Annotated in this window: 17 protein-coding genes; 8 read left to right on the top strand and 9 right to left on the bottom strand. The window is 32.4% G+C overall.

Going from position 1 to position 23,237, the window contains the following annotated elements:
* Nucleotides 1-17 precede the first annotated feature (17 nt).
* The 3 genes from FGM02_RS07345 to FGM02_RS07335 all read right to left on the bottom strand — a co-directional run bounded on the left by FGM02_RS07345 (nucleotide 18) and on the right by FGM02_RS07335 (nucleotide 3,503).
* The gene (locus FGM02_RS07345; protein ID WP_139957652.1) at nucleotides 18-1,607 is read right to left on the bottom strand and encodes a sulfatase family protein; all 1,590 of its coding nucleotides are present in this window, start codon (nucleotides 1,605-1,607) and stop codon (nucleotides 18-20) included.
* Nucleotides 1,608-1,834: 227 nt separating this feature from the next.
* Nucleotides 1,835-2,026, bottom strand: coding sequence for a hypothetical protein (locus tag FGM02_RS07340; protein WP_139957651.1), 192 nt, complete (start codon nucleotides 2,024-2,026; stop codon nucleotides 1,835-1,837).
* 196 nt (nucleotides 2,027-2,222) lie between these two features.
* Nucleotides 2,223-3,503, bottom strand: a complete 1,281-nt coding sequence (locus tag FGM02_RS07335) for a T9SS type A sorting domain-containing protein (RefSeq protein WP_139957650.1) — start codon at nucleotides 3,501-3,503, stop codon at nucleotides 2,223-2,225.
* A gap of 434 nt (nucleotides 3,504-3,937) precedes the next feature.
* Here FGM02_RS07335 and ccoS point away from each other — a divergent pair, with 434 nt between their 5' ends.
* From ccoS to FGM02_RS07300, 7 genes are all read left to right on the top strand, one after another.
* Nucleotides 3,938-4,129, top strand: coding sequence for a cbb3-type cytochrome oxidase assembly protein CcoS (gene ccoS / locus FGM02_RS07330; RefSeq protein WP_139957649.1), 192 nt, complete (start codon nucleotides 3,938-3,940; stop codon nucleotides 4,127-4,129).
* Nucleotides 4,130-4,133: 4 nt separating this feature from the next.
* Entirely contained in the window at nucleotides 4,134-6,323 is a 2,190-nt protein-coding gene (ccoN, locus tag FGM02_RS07325) for a cytochrome-c oxidase, cbb3-type subunit I (RefSeq protein ID WP_139957648.1), read from the top strand.
* A 2-nt stretch (nucleotides 6,324-6,325) separates the two neighbouring features.
* Entirely contained in the window at nucleotides 6,326-6,535 is a 210-nt protein-coding gene (locus FGM02_RS07320; protein WP_139957647.1) for a CcoQ/FixQ family Cbb3-type cytochrome c oxidase assembly chaperone, read from the top strand.
* On the top strand, nucleotides 6,525-7,391 hold the full coding sequence (locus tag FGM02_RS07315) for a cbb3-type cytochrome c oxidase N-terminal domain-containing protein (RefSeq protein WP_139957646.1): 867 nt from the start codon (nucleotides 6,525-6,527) through the stop codon (nucleotides 7,389-7,391). Before FGM02_RS07320 ends, FGM02_RS07315 begins: the two co-directional genes overlap by 11 nt.
* Nucleotides 7,392-7,457: 66 nt before the next feature.
* Nucleotides 7,458-8,870, top strand: a complete 1,413-nt coding sequence (gene ccoG, locus FGM02_RS07310) for a cytochrome c oxidase accessory protein CcoG (protein WP_139957645.1) — start codon at nucleotides 7,458-7,460, stop codon at nucleotides 8,868-8,870.
* Between the two features lie 56 nt (nucleotides 8,871-8,926).
* The gene (locus FGM02_RS07305) at nucleotides 8,927-9,376 is read left to right on the top strand and encodes a FixH family protein (RefSeq protein WP_139957644.1); all 450 of its coding nucleotides are present in this window, start codon (nucleotides 8,927-8,929) and stop codon (nucleotides 9,374-9,376) included.
* 9 nt (nucleotides 9,377-9,385) lie between these two features.
* Nucleotides 9,386-10,102, top strand: a complete 717-nt coding sequence (locus FGM02_RS07300; protein WP_139957643.1) for a sulfite exporter TauE/SafE family protein — start codon at nucleotides 9,386-9,388, stop codon at nucleotides 10,100-10,102.
* Between the two features lie 111 nt (nucleotides 10,103-10,213).
* Here FGM02_RS07300 and FGM02_RS07295 read toward each other — a convergent pair whose 3' ends face one another.
* Nucleotides 10,214-16,561 (bottom strand): T9SS type A sorting domain-containing protein, encoded by a 6,348-nt coding sequence (locus FGM02_RS07295; protein WP_139957642.1) that lies wholly within the window; start codon nucleotides 16,559-16,561, stop codon nucleotides 10,214-10,216.
* Between the two features lie 259 nt (nucleotides 16,562-16,820).
* On the opposite strand from FGM02_RS07295, the gene FGM02_RS07290 reads away from it, so the two are divergent.
* Nucleotides 16,821-17,741: a sensor histidine kinase gene (locus tag FGM02_RS07290; RefSeq protein ID WP_139957641.1), complete on the top strand. Its 921-nt coding sequence runs from the start codon at nucleotides 16,821-16,823 to the stop codon at nucleotides 17,739-17,741.
* Here FGM02_RS07290 and FGM02_RS07285 read toward each other — a convergent pair.
* From FGM02_RS07285 to FGM02_RS07265, 5 genes are all read right to left on the bottom strand, one after another.
* The gene (locus tag FGM02_RS07285) at nucleotides 17,738-18,493 is read right to left on the bottom strand and encodes a LytR/AlgR family response regulator transcription factor (protein ID WP_139957640.1); all 756 of its coding nucleotides are present in this window, start codon (nucleotides 18,491-18,493) and stop codon (nucleotides 17,738-17,740) included. The genes FGM02_RS07290 and FGM02_RS07285 overlap by 4 nt on opposite strands.
* A gap of 22 nt (nucleotides 18,494-18,515) precedes the next feature.
* Nucleotides 18,516-18,827: a 2TM domain-containing protein gene (locus tag FGM02_RS07280; protein WP_139957639.1), complete on the bottom strand. Its 312-nt coding sequence runs from the start codon at nucleotides 18,825-18,827 to the stop codon at nucleotides 18,516-18,518.
* 3 nt (nucleotides 18,828-18,830) lie between these two features.
* Nucleotides 18,831-20,144 carry a histidine kinase gene (locus FGM02_RS07275; protein ID WP_139957638.1) on the bottom strand — a complete coding sequence of 438 codons (1,314 nt, stop codon included), beginning with the start codon at nucleotides 20,142-20,144 and terminating at the stop codon, nucleotides 18,831-18,833.
* A gap of 5 nt (nucleotides 20,145-20,149) precedes the next feature.
* Nucleotides 20,150-20,770, bottom strand: a complete 621-nt coding sequence (locus FGM02_RS07270; protein WP_139957637.1) for a hypothetical protein — start codon at nucleotides 20,768-20,770, stop codon at nucleotides 20,150-20,152.
* A 108-nt stretch (nucleotides 20,771-20,878) separates the two neighbouring features.
* On the bottom strand, nucleotides 20,879-23,035 hold the full coding sequence (locus tag FGM02_RS07265) for a TonB-dependent receptor (protein ID WP_139957636.1): 2,157 nt from the start codon (nucleotides 23,033-23,035) through the stop codon (nucleotides 20,879-20,881).
* Between the last annotated feature and the right edge of the window lie 202 nt (nucleotides 23,036-23,237).

The following is a 23,237-nucleotide window of genomic DNA, read 5'->3' as shown; positions in this document are numbered from 1 at the left end:
ATAAAATTATTGAAGTATTAAAGATAATCTTCTACCACGTTTAACTCCTTCCATTTAATACCTTTTCCAATTGGATCATTCCCTATTTTTTTACCCTCTGTACTTCGACCATCTTTTATCACCTCAGCCAATTTCTTTTTCAATTTCTCTACAATTTCAGGAAACTTACTTGCCAAGTTAACATCTTCAGTTGCATCATTGTCCATGTCAAATAACAAAATAGAAGCATTGTCTTTTATCGCCTCGTCTTTTCTTGGATCTGTTCTATTAGAACCTCCAGAGTTATCAAACATCAGTTTCCATTTCCCATAACGAACAGAGAAAATTCCTTTATCAGAATGATGGACAACCGCTCTTTCTGCTATATTTTTAATAGGCTTACTCTGCAACGCTGGCAAAAAGCTCACACTATCCTCTCCTTCATTATCTGTTAAATTAATTCCTAACAACTCTGCACAAGTCGCCATCATATCTGTAGTACAAATTAACTGATCTGATACTTGCCCTGCTTTTACTTTATTTGGCCAACGAACTAAAAACGGCATACGATGTCCACCTTCCCAGTTTGTTCCTTTCATCCCTCTATAAATCCAACTAGAATGATGTCCTTTTTTTGCCATGACAGGAAAACCTGCTTTTGGCGAAGTTCCATTATCAGAAGTAAATACAACAATCGTATTGTCTGCAATTTTCAATTCGTCTAAGGTTTTTAATACTTGCCCTATTGCCCAATCGGTTTCCATACAGAAATCACCATGATCGTTCAATCCACTTTTATTTAAAAAGTTTTTACTAGGTACAATTGGCGAATGTGGAGAATTTAATGGCATGTATACAAAGAAAGGCTCATCTTTATTTTCTCGAATCCATTCACAAGTTTTTTTTGTAAATGTTGGTAATACTTGATCTTGTTCAAATTCTTTCGCCGACCATCCTGGTTTTGCACCAATATATCCTCTTTTTGCCAGGGCATCCTGATCTTTTAGATACTCAAACGTCCCTTGTGCCTTGTCATTTTTAATAAACACATGTGGATTCATATTTAAAGAAGCTGAAATTCCATAATAATAATCGAAGCCATTTGCATTAGGCCCATTTTTTATAGGTGTATGCATATTAACATTGTTCGCTTTTATTCTGGTAGAATTGGAAGCTTGTAAAAACTCCCAATCCATCCCTAAATGCCATTTTCCAACACATGCCGTTTTGTAACCCTCTTTTTGCAACAAACTAGCCAAAGTTGTTCTGTCCGCAGGAATTAAATGTTTGCTATGTCCTCCTAGCACTCCTTTTTTCAAGGTTGAAGTCCGCCAAGAATACCTACCTGTAAGAATTCCATATCGGGTTGGCGTACAAACACCAGAGCTTGTATGCGCATCCATAAACTTAACACCTTCTCTACCAATTCGATCAATATTGGGTGTTGGAAATTTTGAATCTTTATTATACAACATCACATCTCCTGGCCCCATATCATCTGCAAGAATATAAATGATATTTGGTTTTTTGGAGTTTCTTTTACCTGCTTGTGCCCAAGACACATTTGAGGTAATGGAGGTCGCTATGATCACGACAATAAATTTGAAATTGAAAATTTTATTTAACATGTAATTAATTTTAAACATTACTTCTGTAAACATTTTGAATTAGAAAATTCTCTGTAAATATGAGAAGTAAAAACGATGCGCTTGTATTTACACGTTTTTACCATGTCTTTAAACGTGTAACTTACGCTATACTCCTCTATTTTACACACCCTACTCACCCTTCCCCAATAAATTATTTCCCTAAAAAAAACATAAGCTAAGTACCTTATTTTTTCTTCTTTTTATGTTTATTCTTTACTCTCGCATTTACATTTGGCTTTTGAAATTCCTTTTGTCCCATAACAAGAAAGATCTGGACTCCAATCTTCAATAGTAATCCATAAAATATTTGGTTTCTGAACAGCTTTCTCCATCGATTTTTTAGATGTACATCCTATAAATAGAACAGACAAAAACACGAATAATACGATTCTTCTCATTTTAATTGCTTTTATTTTTTACAAAACATCACGAACAACGTGAATCCTTTAAGTTTACAAATACAAAGATGAACAGACTCAGTAATGGATTTGTCCGTAGACGTATGAAGGATGTTGCTATAAGTACAAAAAAAAAACTAAACAAAAAAAAAGCACAACCGAAGTTGCGCTTTTGTATACAAAAATGAAGTTTTTATTAGTTCTTCACTACTTTAGTTTGAAAACCATTGTCTGCTAGTAAAATATACACTCCTGCTTGTAAAGAAGAAATATCTATTTGATTACTTGCAGCAAAAGTTTTTACTACTTGCCCCAAAACATTACTTACAGAAATTGAATGCATTCCTTCAATATTAGAAATGGTTACCAAACCAGTAGATGGATTTGGGTACACAGTTGTGTTTTCCAAAGTATGAACATTATCTTGAAGATTCAGCACACCAGAAGATTCAGCCTGTTGAATATCATCAATATAATAAGTCTCAGAGCCACTTACGTCAACACCTGAACTCCAATCAAAAGCAATATCAAATCGTGTAACACCTGTTACATCCACTTCATTATCACTATAATCAAACTCCGCTAATATCCAGTCTCCAATTGTAGTCCCAGAATAATTAAAATTTCTTCTAACAATAGTAGTATTAGACCCTCCAAGCGATAAACTTACTTCTCCACTTGCTTTTGGAGATCTGAATTTCAGTGTAAAAAAGCTTCCGTTTTCTGTTGAAACTGCAGGAGAAATACTAGTCAATCTAAATCTATCCCATGGTTTTGCACCATCATTTTTAACCAATTCCAAAACTTTAGCTGAAGTATTGATTCCTGAACTATTTGGATTAGACACATCTTCCGTAATCGATACATTTCCATTATCCGTTGACAGCCCCGTCTCATAACTATCAGCTCCACCTTCAAAGTCTTCAATTGGAGGTGTATAATCTTCAACAACAGTTATTTTAGCTCCTAAATGAGAATAGGTTGCTGTTGGTGTCGAACTTCCATTTAAGACAACTACAGGATCCGCATTTTCATCTACAGCAAGTGTTCCAGACGTTAGAAAATCTAATACTTCTCCAACTACAGGAAGCTCAGCTGCACCGTTCGGATTTAACTCTAATGTTTCTAACAACCATGTTCTTGTTTTCACCGTACCTACTGTAGTCTCTGTCACAGCATCAGTATCTTTTAAACGGTCTGCAATCGGTCTAAACACATGTTTGTTTCCCGAATTTTTTAACGGCATATATAATAAGTAAAGATCTGGCTCTGCTTCCGTAGCATAGTCAATAGCAGAGCTAATAGTAACAATGGCAGGAGTATATGTATCTTCTGCAATCGAATCTAGGAAATAACCATTAGCTGAAATCACCAACTTAGTGGTAACATTACTTGATAAAGTAAGATCGTGGGTAATTTGAGCATAAGAAATTGTTGCCATAAAAACGGCCATAGTAAAAAGTAATTTTTTCATCATAAATAAGTTTTTGATTATGTTAATAATTCGGTTGTTCCAAAAGTATTTTATTTAGAAGATACCAGATGTTTCAAATGGTTTTTAAAATGTTTCAAATGACCTAATGAAGAAAAAAAATATAATGCGCATAGTATGCTTTATTTAAAAGTAACATGAGACTATTTACAACAAGCAACCAACCCCTATCCCAAGGAATATTTGGAATTCTTCAAAAAAAACACTTTTAGCAGATGGTTAAATTATAAGAACAAATGATTTATCAACATTACCTAAACGCCTAAAAAGAAAGCAATAAGCCTTACCTAAAACATAGATCGGATGTTATTTTTCTTCTTTTTAATTAAAAAAAAGTAACTATTTCATAAACATGACATTTATCATTTCTTAGCAAGAGCTACTCGAATACTTTTGTACCATAAATAAGATTTTTTGGTATGAGTATTATTTATTTGCTAATTACTATTAGCCTTGTGGTGGCTTTAATTTTCTTTTTTGCCTTTATCAAAGCTGTAAAAAGTGGTCAATACGAAGATTCGTATACGCCCTCTGTACGTATGCTTTTTGACGACACTCCTACCGTAAAAAAAACAAGTACACAAAATCAAAAATCAATTAACAAATCCTAATTTAATGGAAGTACAACAATTTTATTACGACAACAAGGTTGTGAAAAATTTCATCTATGCCACAATTTTCTGGGGTATTATTGGAATGTCAGTCGGCTTACTCTTAGCTTTTCTATTTTTGTTTCCTAATTTAACCAGTGGAATTTCTTGGTTAAGTTTTGGTCGTTTAAGACCACTACATACAAACGCAGTAATATTTGCCTTTGTAGGAAACGCAATTTATGCGGGAGTTTATTACTCTTCACAACGCTTATTAAAAGCAAGAATGTGGAGCGATTTTCTTAGTAAATTTAACTTTTGGGGTTGGCAAGCAATTATTGTCGCTGCAGCCATTACACTTCCCTTAGGATATACATCTAGTAAAGAGTATGCGGAATTAGAATGGCCTATAGATATTGCTATTGCCTTGGTGTGGGTTGCTTTTGGAGCCAATTTAATTGGAACTATTATCAAACGTAGAGAGCGTCATATGTATGTGGCTATTTGGTTTTATTTAGGAACTTTTGTTACCGTTGCCGTATTGCATATTTTCAATAGTTTTGAATTACCTGTTAGCTTCTTAAAAAGTTATTCTGTTTACGCAGGTGTGCAAGATGCCTTGGTACAATGGTGGTATGGACATAATGCTGTTGCCTTTTTCTTAACCACTCCGTTTTTAGGACTGATGTATTATTTTGTTCCTAAAGCAGCAAACAGACCGGTATATTCTTATCGTTTGTCAATTGTTCACTTTTGGTCGTTGATCTTTATTTATATTTGGGCAGGACCTCATCATTTATTATACACCGCTTTGCCTGATTGGGCACAAAATTTAGGTGTGGCTTTTTCAATTATGTTACTTGCTCCATCATGGGGAGGTATGATTAACGGGCTACTTACACTTCGTGGCGCTTGGGATAAAGTACGTACAGATCCTGTTTTAAAATTTATGGTTGTTGCTATTACCGGTTATGGTATGGCTACTTTTGAAGGACCTATGTTGTCTTTAAAAAATGTAAACGCAATTGCACATTTTACCGATTGGATTATTGCGCATGTGCACGTTGGCGCTTTGGCATGGAATGGTTTCTTAGCCTTTGGTATGATTTATTGGTTGGTACCAAGAATGTTTAAAACAACTTTATACTCTACCAAATTAGCCAATACACATTTTTGGATTGGGACTTTAGGAATTATTTTATATGCTTTACCTATGTATGTTGCTGGTTTTGTACAAGCCTCTATGTGGAAGCAATTTAACCCAGACGGAACCTTGATGTACGGTAACTTCTTAGAAACCGTAACACAAATTATTCCAATGTATTGGATGCGTGCTATTGGAGGATCTATGTATATAGCCGGTGCTTTTGTAATGTTATTTAACATGATAAAAACAATTAAATCTGGTTCTCCTGTAGAAGATGATTTAGCTGAAGCTCCTGCTTTGAAAAAAATTGGAAAAGCAAGACTGAAAGGAGAAGGTTGGCATGAAGTATTGGAAAGAAAACCCGTGCAATTGACTTTATTAGCTACCGTAACTATTTTAATTGGAGGGGCCGTTCAAATTATCCCTACCATTATGATCGAATCGAATATTCCAACAATAACCAGTGTAAAACCTTACACGCCATTAGAGTTAGAAGGAAGAGATTTATACATTCGAGAAGGTTGTGTTGGTTGTCACTCTCAAATGATACGACCATTTAGATCGGAAGTTGAGCGTTATGGTGAATACTCTAAAGCTGGAGAATTTGTATACGACCATCCATTCTTATGGGGTTCAAAACGTACCGGACCCGATTTGGCGCGAGAAGGACAAAAATATTCTGACAGTTGGCACTTTAACCATATGTACGATCCGCAAAGTACCTCACCAGGTTCTATTATGCCAAGGTACCAATGGTTGACAAAAAATAGCTTAGATACGTCTGATACACAAAGTAAAATGGAAGCCATGGTTACTTTAGGTGTTCCTTATACGGAAGAAGAAGTGGCGAACGGCTTGGCAACTTTAGAAGCACAGGCTTTACAAGTAGAAAAAAATCTTCATCAAGATCCAACTTTTGTTGAAAATTATGAAGCAGAACGTACAGCAGCCATTGCAAGAGGAGAAGAATTTGTACCGATTAGAAAACGTGAAATAGTTGCTTTAATTGCATACCTACAACGTTTAGGAACAGATATCAAAGTTAAAGACTCACAAAAAACGAACTAATTATGTTGAAATTTATAAAACATCACATGACCGGAATTGAAGGGATAGAAATCTATCCTATCATTTCACTTTTGATCTTCTTTCTTTTTTTTACCGTCCTTTTTTGGTGGGTATTTAGCTCAAAAAAAGAATATTTAGACAAAGTAAGTCAGATTCCTTTTGGAGACCAAAATTCGACACAAACTTATAAAAACAAAAATCATGAAAACTAAGTTCCCCATTCCATTAATTCGAGTGTTTTCAATTTTTGCCGTACTATTTATTGCGACGGAAATACTTGCACCAATTGAAGGTGTTGCATTTACAAATCCAGTGGTTGCTTCCTTTTTACTCATTGCACTTTTAGTTCTTATCATCGCTGAAAAATTAAAAGAAGCATCAGAAGCCTTATATACCGATCATATTTCTAAAGAAGAAAAAGAAGCCTATTTAGCTAAAAAAGACGACGCAGCAATTAAAGATTGGAAAGGTTTATTGCAAGCCTTATCAAACACAAAACCAATTGAAGAAGAAAGCGATATTATTCTTGACCATGATTATGATGGCATCAAAGAATTAGACAATGATTTACCACCATGGTGGGTCTATGGTTTTTATGCAACTATTGTTTTTGCCATTGCTTATTTAGGTTATTACGAAGTATTTGATGGAGAAACGCAAGTAGATGAATACAACGAACAAGTACTCATTGCACAACAAGAAATTGAAGCATATCGTAAAACGGTTAAATCTGTAGATTTAAATTCATTAGAAGCTAGTACAGATGCTGGCGCTTTGAGCAAAGGAAAAAAAATATTCAAACAAAATTGCGCTGCTTGTCATATGGTTGATGGTAGAGGTGCTATCGGACCTAACCTAACTGATGAATATTGGGTTTTAGGTGGAGGAATCAAAAACATCTACAAAACTATTTCTGAAGGAGGACGAGATGGTAAAGGAATGATTGCTTGGAAAAATAGTTTGGGTGCTGAAAAAATTCAGCAAGTAGCAAATTATGTTTGGAGCCTACAAGGCACAAATCCTGAAAAAGCAAAAGCTCCAGAAGGAGACAAGTGGACTGAAGAATAATTGTAATTTTTTAGGCTTGCGTTTCTAAATAAATAGCAGCGCAACCGTAAAAATCAAGAACTAAAAATGAAACAGCAAGAAGCTTTTAGAGACTCTATTGGAACCATGAAAGAAGATGGTAGCCGACAATGGGTTTACCCAAAAAAGCCAAAAGGTAAATTTTACGACTATAGAGGTTATGTTAGTTATGTACTACTAGCACTTTTGGTTACGGCTCCTTTTGTAAAAATTAATGGAAATCAATTTTTGCTGTTTAATATTTTAGAAAGAAGGTTCAATATTTTTGGTGTATCCTTTTGGCCTCAAGATTTTCATTTGATGGTGGTTTCTATGATCATCGGAATCGTTTTTATTATTTTATTTACGGTAATTTATGGTCGAATATTTTGTGGATGGATTTGTCCGCAAACTATTTTTATGGAAATGGTCTTCCGAAAAATTGAGTACTGGATTGAAGGAGACAGAGGTGCTCAAATACGTTTGGACAAACAGAAATGGAATGCACAAAAAATTCGAAAAAGAGTTAGCAAGTGGATTGTATTCTTTATTATTTCCTTTGTATTAGCAAACGTTTTTCTTGCCTATATTATAGGAAGTGATGCCTTACTTGAAATTATTTCAGACAACCCAAAAAACCACACAAAAGGCCTTTTATTAATTCTGTTATTTACAGGAATATTTTACTTCGTTTTTGCATGGTTTAGAGAACAGGTATGCATTATTGTTTGTCCTTACGGAAGATTGCAAGGAGTTTTACTCGACAATAAATCAATCAATGTTGCTTACGATCACAAAAGAGGAGAAAAAGAAGAAGGCCGGGCTTTGTTCAAAAAAAATGAAGACAGAAGTACTACTGGCAAAGGTGACTGTATAGATTGCGGCCAATGTGTACAAGTTTGTCCGACTGGAATAGATATTAGAAATGGTACACAATTAGAATGCGTAAATTGCACCGCTTGTATTGATGCTTGTGACCATATGATGGAAAGTGTTGGTATGGCAAAAGGGCTAATTCGGTACGCTTCTGAAGATGCTATTGACAAAAACGAAAGCTTTAAATTTAATATTCGAACCAAAAGTTATACAGCTGTTTTAACAACTTTGATTCTGGTATTAATTACGATGTTATTTTTAAGAAATGATGTTGAAGCCACGGTTTTAAGACTTCCAGGTCAATTATACGAAACAAAAGAAAACCATATAATTAGTAATTTATTTACTTATAAGTTAATTAACAAAACAGCAGCAGATATTGAAGACATTCGCTTGGAATTGATATCCCATTCAGGAACAATCAAACTTATTGGAACTACAGACATTACGATAGAAAAAGAATCGTATTACGAAGGAACCTTATTTATAGAAATTCCAAGAAGTGATTTAGAAGATTCAAAAGAAACCATTAAAATCGGTGTTTTTTCAAAAGAAAAGCTTATTGAAACAACCACAACTAATTTTTTAGGACCTAGAAAATTTTAACAAAAAAAAGAGCATTCTACGAATACTAGAATTGTAAAATTCAAAAGAGGAATATCATGAGAAAATTAAATTGGGGAACTGGAATTGTAGCAGCTTTTGTATTGTTCATTAGCTTTATCTTATATTTTGTTATTAAAACATCTACCGACACTACCTATGAATATGATTTGGTAGCCGAGGATTATTACAAAGACGAATTGGAATACCAACAAAAAATTGATCGCCTTGAAAATTCAAGGACATTAAAAAATAATGTCGTTGCCACAATTACTACAGCGGGTATTCTAATCAATTTCCCAAAAGAATTAAACCAAGAAGACATCAAAGGAAAGGTGTCCCTATATAGACCGTCGAACCAGGTTTTGGATCGTGAAATACCACTTTCACTTTCTAACTCTTCACTACTCATACCTAAAAAAGTGCTGGTTGACGGTCGTTGGGACATTCATATTGAATGGTCTTACAAGGATACTAAATATTTATATAAAAAATCAATAAATTTATAACACTGCCAAATGTATAGCACTGCATTACTTTTAGGTTTATTAGGAAGTCTCCACTGCGTAGGTATGTGTGGTCCTATTGCCTTGGTATTGCCTGTACATAAAAGCTCAACTCTTCAAAAGCTTCTAAAAATAACACTTTACCATATAGGAAGAATCACCGCTTATGGAAGTATTGGCGTGCTTTTTGGATTGCTAGGAAAAGGCTTGTATTTGGCCGGTTTTCAACAAAGACTGTCTATTATTTTAGGAGTTATTATGGTTGGTTCTGTTTTAATACCTACCCAATTTTTAGAAAAATTTCAAATTTCCAAGCCGCTTTATTTATTTATAAACAAACTAAAAAGTGGCTTAGGAAAACAACTGAAAAGAAAAAGCAACAAAGCATTATTTACCATAGGATTCTTAAACGGATTTTTACCTTGTGGTATGGTTTACATGGCATTGATTGGGGCATTAGCCACCGTAAACCCTACCCAAGGTTTTATATATATGGCCGTTTATGGCTTGGGAACAATTCCGTTAATGACACTTGTTATCTATAGCAAATCAATCTTTTCCATTCAATTTAGAAACAGAGCACAAAAGGCCATTCCAGTATTTGTAGTCCTAATTGGGGCCTTATTTATACTCCGTGGATTTGGTATTGGCATTCCGTATATTTCTCCATCAAACGCGGCCTTACAAATTGGCACAACCGCAGTACCTTGTGCAACTCCACCTCAATAAGAATAGTAAGAAATTTGTTGACTTCAATTAGTTAGGTCTTGATCTAACAAAAAAACGAGTTCTAATTTCTTACAACTCGTTTTCTATTAAGATATTTTATTTCTTTTGTATTTAACGCTTACTAATTTTTGAAACGATTAGCCCTTGATCGGTTTTGATTTTAACAATATAAATCCCGCTTGGCAATTGACCTACATCTACCGTTTCCAATTCAGAAGATGCAACTTTTGCACCTACCAAACTATACACCTCAGCTTTTTCAAAAACGAGTCCAGCTGTCAATTTTATAGTGAAATTTTGAGACACCGGATTAGGATAAATTTGCAGATGTTCTTTTAACAAATTAGTTACAGAAAGTGGACCTTTTTGACAATTTGTGTTGTAACTAGCTGCAACATCTTTTTTCCAATTTATATTTGATGAAGCATTCGCAACATTATCTACTTGAATACACGATAATTCTGAATTTCCGGTAACATCTAAATTTAGCAAACTTTCATTTACACCATTATTGAGGTTGACATAAACGAGCCTGTTATTGGCAGCCAACAATTCTGTAATACTTGTTACTTGAGAAATATCGATTTCTTTTATTAAATTATTAGAAACATTCAGCTTTTTTATTCCATTGCTGCTATCTCTAACTCTGTATTGTTTTTTACCTGTACTTTTAGCCGTAACAGTAACGGATTTACTATTCAACAACTTATTGATATCTGTAATGCTATTTCCAGAAATATTGATACTAGCAGCGTTTGAAAAAGCAGCCAAACCAGTAATATCCGTAATATTTTTACCACTTAAATCTAAGTCGCCCACAAAAGCTTGCGCCTCTTCATAGGTTATTTTTCCATCACTGTTTTCATCTAAAACCGCTAACGAAACCAAAGCTGTCTCCAATCCTTCATCCTCGGTATACACTTCCCAAACACCTCCACAATCGTTACTAAAACTTGCACTGGCATCTTTTGTACTTCCCCAATAAGTAGTACTCCAGGTTTCGTCATCTACTTGAATACATTCTAAATTTGGGTTGTCTTTTACATAGAAGTCACTCATTCTATTGTTATTTCCATTTCTGATATTCAAATACTCCAATTCATTTCTTTGTGCACTAAAATTGTAGAGCGTTTTCGAATTGCTCAGGTCTAAATATTTTATTTGATTGTCGTAACAACCCAGGGTTTCTAGCAAGGTATTGTTGGTAACATCTAAACTTTTTAGGTTGTTATTTGCACAAGCTAAAAACGTAAGTTTTGTGTTTTTAGAAAGATCAATACTGGTTAAGTTATTGTTATTGATACTTAAACCGGTAATATTTACAAAAGCTTCAACACCCGTTAAATCAGAAATACCCAAATCATTTCCAGTTAAAAAACCTGTAACAGCTTCAGCTTCTGAAACCTGAATTTCATCATCTCCATTTGTGTTTATCTGACTATCTGCTAACAAAGCTGCCTTCAAATTAGCATCTGGAATATATACTAAATCAGGAAAAGAACAATCTGTATTATAGACTTTAGCATCATCAATATTGGTCCAGTTTGTAATTGCGTAATTAACATCATCTACCTCAACACAAGTTAAGTTTGGATTGTTTTGTAGTTCAAATTCGCTTACAATTGTATTGTTTCCATTTTTTATATTCAGGGAGCCTAAGTTGTTGTTTGCGGCTTTTAATCGTTCTAGTTTTGTATGCCCTGAAAAATCTAAGCTTTTTAATTGGTTGTCACTTATCCATACTAAAGTAAGATCTGGATTATTTCTAACATCTAAATTCACAAGCTTATTATTAGACATATCAAATCTTTTCAATCTCAAATTTTTTGAAAAGTCGATTTCTGAAAAATTATTTCCAGAAAGCCCCAATTGCTCTAGTTCTAAATTATTTGATAAATTGATCGTAGAGATCTGATTATTATCAGCCCAAATAGTAAATAATTTCTGATTTTTAGAGACATCAATAGTTGTTAGCAAATTATTAGACACTATTAAGCTAGTTAATTTAGAATTTTCAGAAACATTTATAGTTGTTAATTGATTATTATTGATGGTAATGGAAGTTAATTTTGAATTATTTGAAAAATCCACTGTTGCTAAACTATTGTATTCTAAAATTAATTGGTTCAAGTTTATAAATCCTTCTATACCCGTTAAATCAATTATTTTTTCTGATTCTGGAGTATTCTCATTCTTATTTGAATTTATATATACGACAGCTTCTGCTTCACTTTTTAAAATATTTCCATTTAAACCATTTGTATCGTACCCATGATTTATTAAAGCTTGCTCAAAATTAGCATCCGGAATTTCTATAACTGCTGGGTTATAACAATCTGTACTAAAAACAGCAGCATCATCAACATTGGTCCAGTTTGTAGTTGCGTAAGCTACATCATCTACCTCTACACAAGTTAAGTTTGGATTACCCGTGGCAGAAAAAAGCGTGAAATTACTATTGTTTCCATTGGCAACATTTAGTTTTGTTAAACTATTATTATTGGCTAGGGCTAAAAATTCTAAATTGGTATTTAAACTTACATCTAAACTAGATAAACTATTATTTTGAATATTTAATTCCTCAAGCACAATATTTGCGCTTACATCTAAACTCGTTAAATTGTTTCCTGCAACAGATAAATTCTTTAAACCTACATTCTCATTTAAATTCAAATTCGACAAACTATTATTGAATATATTTATAACTGTTAATTGGGTATTTGAACTTACGTCTAAACTTGATAAAACATTTTGACTTGCATGTAACTCCTCTAAATTAATAGTTGAGCTTATATCTATGCTTGTAAGCTCATTATCATGAACATGCAACTGCTCTAAACTTATAAGACCACTTAAATTTATACTTGTTAAATCATTTTGATAAACCTGTAATCTCTCTAAGTTCCTAGTTGAACTTACATCTAAGCTTGTCAATTTATTATTGAAAACATATATAAACTTTAGAAGCTCATTTGTGCTAACATCTAAATTAGTTAAACTATTTCCGGATGCATTTAAGTAGTTTAATTTTAAATTATTACTAATGTCTAAGCTTGTTAAATTATTACTATGACAACGTAAATCAACTAATTCTCTATTCTTACTTACATCCAAACTAGTTAAATTGTTACCCAGAACATATAAAACTTTTAAAGCTGTAAAACCTTCAATTCCTGTTAGATCGCTTATATTTTTACTTGAAACATTTAAATCAATAACAGCTTCCGCATCACTTTTTAATATGTTTCCATTTAAGCCATTGGAATCATATCCTAAATCTATTAAGGCTTGTTCAAAGTTTGAATCTGGCATTAGAATTGTTGCCGTACAATTCAAGCTATAAGTTGTCTGTGAATCTTTATTTGTTAAACTTGTATTTGCATAAGTCACATTGTCGACTTGAACACATGACAAATTTGGGTTTTGAGTTATTAAAAACTGGGTAAAGTTTAGGTTATTTCCATTATTAACTTTTAGCATACTCAAATTTTTATTTTCCGGCACAACTAGCTTCGCTAGATTTCCATTATTGGTTAGATCTAGTGACTCAATATTTGTATTATAGCCAAACAATGATTCCAAAGCTAAATTTGCAGAAACATCTAATATTGTTAAAGGATTGTTACCACATTCTAAAGTTTCAAGTTTTAAATTAGTTGTAAGATCTATGGATTCTAGCAAATTATCTTGACATTTCAATTCTTTCAATTCCTTAAGAGAACTTGTATTTAAATTCGAAATTTTATTCTTATTACAAAAAACACTTTCTAGACTTTCGCTTAAAATCAAGTTGCTCAAATTGTTATTGTAACAGATCAAATACTTCAAATTTTTATTGGCACTTACATCCAAGGAAGAAATTTGATTATCAGCACAATCTAACAAACTTAATGCTTCAAAATTTTCAATTCCGGTTAAATCGGAAATAGTGTTAGCTGAAATTGTTAAGTTCGTTACTGTTCGAATATTTTCTGTAAGAACATAATCATCCAAAACATCATCATATCCCTGATTAATTAGCACTTGTTCAAAATTAGTATCGGGAACATAAGTGTATGTTGGATAATTACAATCTTCATTAAAAGCAGTATTGGCATCAACAAATGTGAACTTTTCGCTAGAAAAAGCAGCATTATCTACCTGAACACATCGTAAATCCATATTCCCCCTAGTTTCAAACAGATAGCCATTACTATTGTAACCGTCTTCAAAAATAATATTATGGTTATTTCCATTTTTTGCATTTAGACTCTTTAGCAAATTTGAACTACAATTTAAACTTGTTAAAAGTGCGTTTTTAGACAGGTCTAGATCTTCTATTTTATTATTGCTACAATCTAACTCTCGTAATGAGAGATTATTTGTAACATCTAATTCCAACAATTCATTATACCCAACAGACAGTATTCCTAGTTTCGTATTTTTATTCAAATCAATTGATGTCATTTGCAAGCCTTCTGCATACAATTGAAACAAATTTATATTTGTACTCAAATCTAAGTTCCCTAAAGGATTAGATGAACAATGTAAAGTTTCAAGTTGTGTTTTATTATTTAAATGAAGAGACTCTATATTATTAGCATAACAATAAATAGATTTCAACAAACCATTGTTTGCAATATCTAAGGTCGATAAATTATTATTGTTACAGGCAAGTATCCCCAGTTTGCGATTGTTTGATACATCTAAGTTAGAAATGTAGTTTTTCTGACATTGCAACTCGTACAAATTTGAATAACGAAAAACATTTAACGAATTAAGCTTATTTGCATAACAATTTAAACTGACAAGATTCGTACTAAAGTCAGGTAAAGTTAGCGCGACTAATTTTGGATTTTCAGAACAATCTAATGTTTTCAAACCGATTAATTCCTTAGTATCCAAAGTGACTAGATTAGGATTCCCTAACACGACAAGCTTATTTAAACCTGTAAAGTATTTCAAACCACTTGCTCCAATCAATGAAGTTAAGTTTGATTGCAACACCTCAAAATAGGTTAACTCATTTACCTTACTAATCAATAACTTATTGTCTGCTATTTTATCATAGCCTTTTTCTATTAAATAAGCCTCAAAATCTGTCGACACACTACCCAAAGTACAGTCTTCACTAAAATCGGTTGTATCATCCTTAACCCAATTACTCGTACTCCATTCATAATCATCAACCTGAACACAAATTAAATTTGGGTTTTCTGTAATTTCAAATATGTTTAAATTCTGGTTGTTACCGTTTTTAATATCTATTGATTGTAACAAACTTGAAGTACACCTTAATTCACTAAAATTTTCTGAAGGGAAAGCAACATGAAATCCTTCTAATAGATTATAAGAACCATCAAAGCTTACTAACGACTCAAATACCCCCTTTTCATCTAAAGTTATAAATGAAATTTTATTATTATTACATTTAAAAACCTCAAGATTATTAGTTCCTCTAAGAATAATTGTTTCTATTTGATTGTTTGAACAATTTAACGTTTTTAAACTTGTAAAATACTCAGCCTTAAACGATTTTGTTAATAAATTAAAAGACACGTCTAAACTTTCTAATTGAGTAGTAGGGATATGTTGTGCAATAGTATAATTAGTATCATAATCTAAAAGATTGTTTGAACAGTTTAGATTCTTCAATGCTGTAAAACTTTTTAAGCCTTGAAGTGATTTTATATTTTTATTAGAAAGATCTAAACTTGTGATATTTACTATTTCTTCCGTGGGTACAAAATTATCTAATTCGCCTCCCGAATCATATCCTAAATCTATTAAGGCTTGTTCCAAATTATCATCTGGCACATATGTATTCCCACCATCACTACAATGTTCACTAAAATTACTATTTCCAGACTTGCTCCAATTGGCTTCGCTCCACTGTGCATCATCCACTTTTATACAAGAAGGACTTGCCATAAACGAACTATAAAAAGAGAAATTTTTATTGTTTCCATTTTTAACATTTAAGTTCTCTAATGGATTAGTACCGCATGATAAAGAAGATAAAGCTATATTTTTACTGACATCTAAATATGCAAGCTGATTGTTATAACAATACAATTTTTGCAAATTCAAAAGATCACTTACATCTAGCACTGTTAATTTATTATTGTTGCACTCTACAACAAGTAATTTCTTATTATTAGACAAATCTAAAGAACTCAGATCATTATAAGATATGTTCAAATTCTCTAAAGCAATAAAATTTGACAAGCCCGTTAAATCAGAAATTTCCTTTCTTGAAATGTTTAAATTTACAATAGCTTCAGCCTCACTTTTTAATATATTTCCATTTAAACCATTGGTATCATAACCTAAATCAATTAAAGCTTGTTCAAAATTGGCATTTGGAATAGCAATAGTTTCATCAAAGGGCTTCATTTTCTCTTTCACTCTATACACAGTATTCGCATATAAACTTAGACTTGAACAAAGAATTATTAATAAAAGTAGTTTTGTTTTCATAACAGCAGCATTAGATTAGGCTATAAAACTCCTGAATTTCGCCAACATTAACAATACCTACAAATGAGTATATTTACCAAATCATAGGGAAGTATGTTGGTGAAAAAAAAAGAGGACTGTTTCCTTATTCTTTTCAAATTTTGAAATAAAAAACGAAGAGCTTCTTAAATACTTAGATTGCTCATATTGCCTAACATAGGTTAACACAAATTCTAAGTATTCTCGTATCTTTGCAGCACAAAAAAAACTGCTCTTTTTCATGTTTAAAAATTCCATTCCCGCAAAATTTTACCGACCCTATATAGTCTCCTTATTTTCAATTATTGCATCGCTAATTATTTATAATGTTTTTCATTATTTTTTCCATTTAGTCAATTACAATCAAGGCTTATACCTTGCTATTGGAGCACCTTTTATTGTTTCATTTCCAATTTCCCTCATTGCACAAAAACACCTCAATAAAATATACCAGCAAAAAATTGAATTGGAAAAATTAAATGAACTTAATAACAAATTATTTTCAATAATTGCACACGACATTAGAGGCCCGTTATCTATCGTAAAAGGTTATGTGGAAATTTTACAAGATGTTCAAAAAAATTTATTTGCCAAAGAAGATTTAAAATACCTACAAAACTTATCTAATAAAGTAAATCACTTACTCTTATTTTTAGATGATTTATTGCAATGGTCTAAAAACCAAATAGACAATAGTCCTGTCATTCCCACAGAATTCAATTTAAAAGAATTAATCATGAATTCTATTGAAATTTATGAAGAAACAAGAATTTCAAAAAATCAAGAATTAGAGACACAGATAACTGATTTTAGGATTACCACCGACAAAGAAGCTTTGGGTTTTACGCTTAGAAACCTGTATTACAACGCTATAAAATTCACGCCAAAGGGAGGACACATTTATTTTTATACTCAAAAAACTGAAAAGGAAATTCGAATAAGTATTGAAGACAATGGTATAGGTATCAGCGATGCACATCTAGATACGATTACAAAAAGTAAAGAATGGTTTTCTACACAAGGAACTAATAATGAAGTGGGGACTGGATTTGGCATCAAGACTTCCATTCAATATTTAGAATTGCAAAACGGAAAATTAGAAATTGAAACTTCTTTAAAAAAAGGCACCAAAGTAACGGTTGTACTTCCTACAAACAATTAATCAATCCAATTTTTAAAAGATCTTACCTTCTCTCTACTTACTATTATTTCTTTTTCAGCATAGGCAAAAAGCAGTAATTGTAAGCGGCTATTTGTGTACGATACAATATCTTTAATTGCAGTGATATTCACATAAAACTTACGGTTTACTCTAAAAAACTGACTTGGATCTAACTGCAAGTCCAAATCTTCTAAAGACGCATCTATTAAATAGGCTCGGCCTTCTTTTGTAAACAAATAGGTTCCTTTATTCTCACTGTAAAAACATTCAATACGCTCAACATCTACCAATTTTAAATGCTGCCCCAGTTTTACGGTAAAACGTTTTTTATAGGTTTTTTCCAAAGGATTGACCAGTAATTTTCGAATCTGATTTAAATCTACGTGCAAGGATTGTTTTTCCAACTGATTGGTTTTAAACTTCTCAATGGCCACAAATAATTCTTCCTCATCAATTGGTTTCAATAAATAATCAATGCTGTTTAGTTTAAATGCTTTTAAGGCATATTCATCATATGCCGTTGTAAAAATAATGGCACTGTCTACAGAAATTTCTTCAAAAATCTCAAAAGAAATACCATCTGATAATTGAATATCTAACAAAATTAAATCAGGATGTGCGTTGTTTTGAAACCACTCTATGGACTCCGAAACGGAGTGCAGCATCGTTTCTACTTCAATGCCTATTTCTTTTAGCATTCTGGTTAGCCTTCTGGCGGAAGGTTTTTCATCTTCTATAATAATAATTTTCATGAATCACTTTTTAATCGTTGCACTATTCTTTATCCATAAATTCTTTAATTTTCCTTTCCTCCCACTCCTTAGTAAATCTTACGTTTTTACCAAGGACATGAATTCCATGAAAAACAATTCCAATTCCCCAAAAAAACCAAGTCGCATAAATTTCGAATTCAAAAAGCGTTTTGTTTATGCCTTCTTCGGTAAACACTTCAAAATTTATTCGTTGCAATGTCATCCAAATATTTACCGCCAAATACCAAAATAAATGCCAGTAAAACCCTTTCAACTTTTTGACTTGTTTTTGAGCTCTTAAATAACGTTCTTCTTCTAAATATTCTGCTTCCATAATTTAGTATTTATCTTTATTCATAAGTTCTTTAATCTTCCTTTCTTCCCATCCATTTCCAATTAAAAAAACAGAAATAGCTTGAATTAAAATTCCAACTCCCCATCCGCACATTGGATAATAAAACCATTTATAACCCCAGTAAGTACTGTAATTAATAAATGCTAAAAACGGAATCACCACAATATAGGAAGCCAAACTCCAATAAAATCCTTTCAATTCGTCAACCCGTTTTTTGGCTTTTAAATACTTGTTGCTATCGCTTATATAATTTGTTTCCATTTTTTTAATTTTTTGAGTTAAAAGCGGTAATTTCACTTTAAATAATTTCTCATCATGATGAATTTCAACTTGATCTTTTGAAATCAATTCATACCTATTTTTTATATTCTTTAATCCTACTTTTGTACTTTTTTCTATAGACGTTTTAGGGCTACAATTATTTTCGACCACCAAATAATTAAACGATTCATAAATTTTTATGGTCAGTGGATTTTTAGAAGTAATGACGTTGTGTTTTACCGCATTTTCCAATAACAATTGCAATGACAAAGGCACAATTTTTAATTCCGAATTGCTAATTTCCTGTGGAAGTTCAAAATGCAATGCATCTTCAAAACGCATCTGCAACAATTCCATATACGATTTTGCAAACCTCAACTCTTCCTCCAAGGATATTAAATCTTTGTCCTTTTGCTCCAGAACATATCGATATACCTTGGATAATTTTGTCGTGAATTTTTCTGCCTTTTTCGGACTCTCCTCTATTAAGGAAGTCAGAACATTTAAACTATTAAACAAAAAATGAGGATCTAATTGATTCTTTAAGGATTCAAATTTTGCTGTTTCTGTTTTCGCTACAATTTGAGATTCTTTTATTTTTCTTTCCTGATTCTTTTTATAGAAATAAATCACATGAAAAGTAATCACAATACTAAGTGTAATCCATACACCGAAGGTATAATACCTTAATTTTTCATTTGCTAAAAAATCAAGAAAACTCACATTGTTTACATAAACAACCCCAAATAGTCGAAGTAAAAACAAGCAGATAATTGTAATTACAACAGAACCCAATACCCCGGTTATAACGCGCCTCCAAGGAGCATTTTCTTTCCAAGTTCTTTGTTCTAAATAATAAAAGAAATAAAGATTAGAAAAACCTATTACAAAAGAAAACAACTGATTCATTCCAAAATCTATCCATAAGTCTTTGGTGCTTGCAAATTCAAATTTTCCAAAAAAATAATTACTTGTTACAAAAGCAACAACTCCAATTATAAATGTCAATAATAAGTTTTTCAATAATCTATGCATAGCTATTATTTACAATCGTTTGCAATTTGTTCCGCTCTCTCTTTTCCCCAATTTGGATGAAAAGGGGTCTCCAACTCAAAAGTAGCAAAAAGTTCTAACGATCTTTGAATATCTTTACAAAAGGGGGTAATATCCTTTCCAAAAAATTTTGCGCCTCCCATTTCCCATTCAGCTTTTGCGTACACCACACGTGGATTGTTGGGTGCTATTTTATGTGCCTTGGCATACAAGCCATAAACAGTTCCAGATAATTTGGGTCCGTAGGTTGCTCCATCAAAAGCCACCCAAACAGTATGTAGCAAAGCTTGTAAGACTAACAATTCGGCATTGTTGTTTGAAATTTCAAAAGCCTGGTCTATATTTTTTTGCGCTGCTTTTAAATTGGCTGTAATGACCGTTTCATCTTTTAATCCAAAACTTGATAAAACACGAACTTGTGCGGCATAATAAAGTGGTAACCAATTGTTTTTTTCTGCAGAAGAAATGCGCTCAAATAAATTTGCTGCTTCTGTTGTTTTTCCAGAAGACCAAAAGCCAAACGCTTTTTGCATTCCTTTTTCATACGTTCCTTGAGCTGTTAAAGTTAAACTCATACTCAATACTAAAATTGTCATTATTTTTTTCATGATCTATTATTTTTAATTGTTAGGCAAATATCCAATAGAAACTGTTTTTTATAAAAAAGAAGCCACTGAACTGTCGTATTCTGTTACTGAATTGTAGCGCTATTATTTTTAAAGTTTATCTAGTTGATTGTCCGTACCTTTTTCACTTATCGTCCAAAAGAATCCTACAAAAAAGAAACGATCAGCTGCTGGCCGCAAGGCTCTTTTTTCAAATTGTCCAAAATCATTGGCATTGTTTGCAAACTGATAGCCATTGATGTTTTTTGTTCCCAAGGCATTGTTTAAAGAGAAGTACAAAATCTTTTGCTGAGAAATTAAATACGCCCAATTCAAACTCAGACTATGGTAGGCTTTTGTTTTCTGATTTAAAAAACCTTGTTTGTTCGGATCTGTATAGGTTCTTCCAGAAGCAAAATTATAACTCAACCCCACCTGACTTTTCCAATCTTCTAACCAGTATTTAGCGACTAATGAAATATTGTGTTTGTTTACAAAATTGGGCTGTGCTTTTTTTTCATAATTTTTAAAATCTCGCTGGCTGTCCAAATAAGAATAACTAAACCAATAATCTACATTTTTTATACTCTTATTATCTCGCCAAAAAACATCCAATCCTTTTGCATAACCCGTACCGTTGGAAGTATAATGGCTATTGTATTGCGGCAATTCCGTATCGTATTTCACCAAATTCAAATACTTTTTAGCATACAGCTCTGTCCGTAAAATTTTACCATCATTATTGTATTGATAGTTAACAATATAATGCTGTGATTTTGGAGTTTTCAAATCCTGCTCAAATTTTAAAATTGCATTCGTCGGATTTTGATAAAAATCGCCATAGGCCAATGAAACTTGTGAATTTTCTGCTGTTTTATACGCCAAAGAAACTCTTGGTGAAATTTTTAATCTTTCAAAAAAACGATGATAGCCAGCTCTTATCCCTCCCTTTAAAGCCAAGGATTTGGAAAAGAATACATTGAACTCTCCATACACCGCACCAAATTTATTTTGAAAACCATAAGCTACTTCTGAAATATGTTCTTCCTTATAAAACTCATCAAAATCAGTTAGAAAATAATCTGCACCAAAACTTACTTGAAACCGATTGCTAAAAAAACGGTTGAATTTTAATTTTGCATGTATCGATTCTTCCTTGTTTTCTATTTCACTTTTTGAAATAGCATATGCACTATTTGCCGCAGTAAAGCTAAGTCCTGCCAATACAGACCAATTGGCACTCAAAACGCCTTTATAGGAAGAATTAAGGTAAAAATTATGATTTTTCAATTTAAACGAAATGCCTTCTTCCACATTGATATCTTCTTGAATTAACTCAAAATTAGTACTATCAAAGGCCGTGTATAATTTTAACAAACCATTAGAAAATGAACGCCGATAAACAGCTTCACCAGCCACAACCTGAAAAGGCTGTACCCATTTATTTCGATCTTCAAAAACGTTTAAATAAGGTTTTAGGTTTATATAAGAAGTATTGACACTTAAAGAATTTGCACACCAAATTTGCGTATTTCCAACAGCTCCCCCTACACTCATAATGCCAATATCTGTTTTTTCTTGTTCTGGTGTATTTATAGTATTTAACAACAAAACACCCGATAAAGCTTGTCCATATTCTGCCGAATAACCCCCTGTTGAAAAAGTCATTCCATCAAACAAAAAAGGAGAATACCTTCCTCTAGTTGGCGTATTATTAGCAGAAGCCGCATAGGGTGTAAAAACACGAATACCATCTATAAAAATCTGAGTTTCCTCTGCCGTTCCTCCCCTTACAAAAAGCCGTCCATCTTCAGCTACGGTAGACGTTCCAGGCATCGTTTGAAAAGCAGCAATTGGATCTCCTAATGCACTTGCTGTGGTTACAACATCTAAAGGTTTTAATGCGGTTACTTTAGAATTATCCCCTGCATTAAAAGTTCCCGCTGCAAGCACCACAGCATCTAAACTGCTTACATCTTCTCGTAGTTTTATTTTTAGCCCCTTCATTTCAGAAACTTTTTTTAAAATAATCTTCGTTTCATAAGAAATAAAGGAACACCTTAATTTTTGAGTCCCAGTTTCCGAAGTTGAAAACTCAAAACTTCCATTTTCGTCAGACATTGTTCCATCATAGGTTCCTTCTAAATAAATATTGACACCAACAATAGGGTTTCCTTTTACATCAACAACATTTCCGTTAATTTTAGTCTGACAATAAGTTTGTGCTCCTGCTAAAACTAAGAACAAAATAAATAAGATTTTTTTCATGACTTTTCCTGTTTTTAAGGAAACAAAAATCAGAAAATGGTCTACCTAGTTAAATTTTTTAAATCTGAATTGTTGTTTTAATAGGCTGAATTGTTAATTTTACTAAACATATGTCTAGAAAGCGAAAAATTAACAATGCAGAAATGCTTTTTCCCTTTTTAGGCACTATTATTGTAATAAAGTAAAGCTCTTAAAAACTACC

It is taken from the genome of Flavicella sediminum, assembly GCF_006381105.1.
Classification (GTDB): Bacteria; Bacteroidota; Bacteroidia; order Flavobacteriales; family Flavobacteriaceae; genus Flavicella; species Flavicella sediminum.
This window is presented reverse-complemented; position numbering and strand designations above follow the sequence as displayed.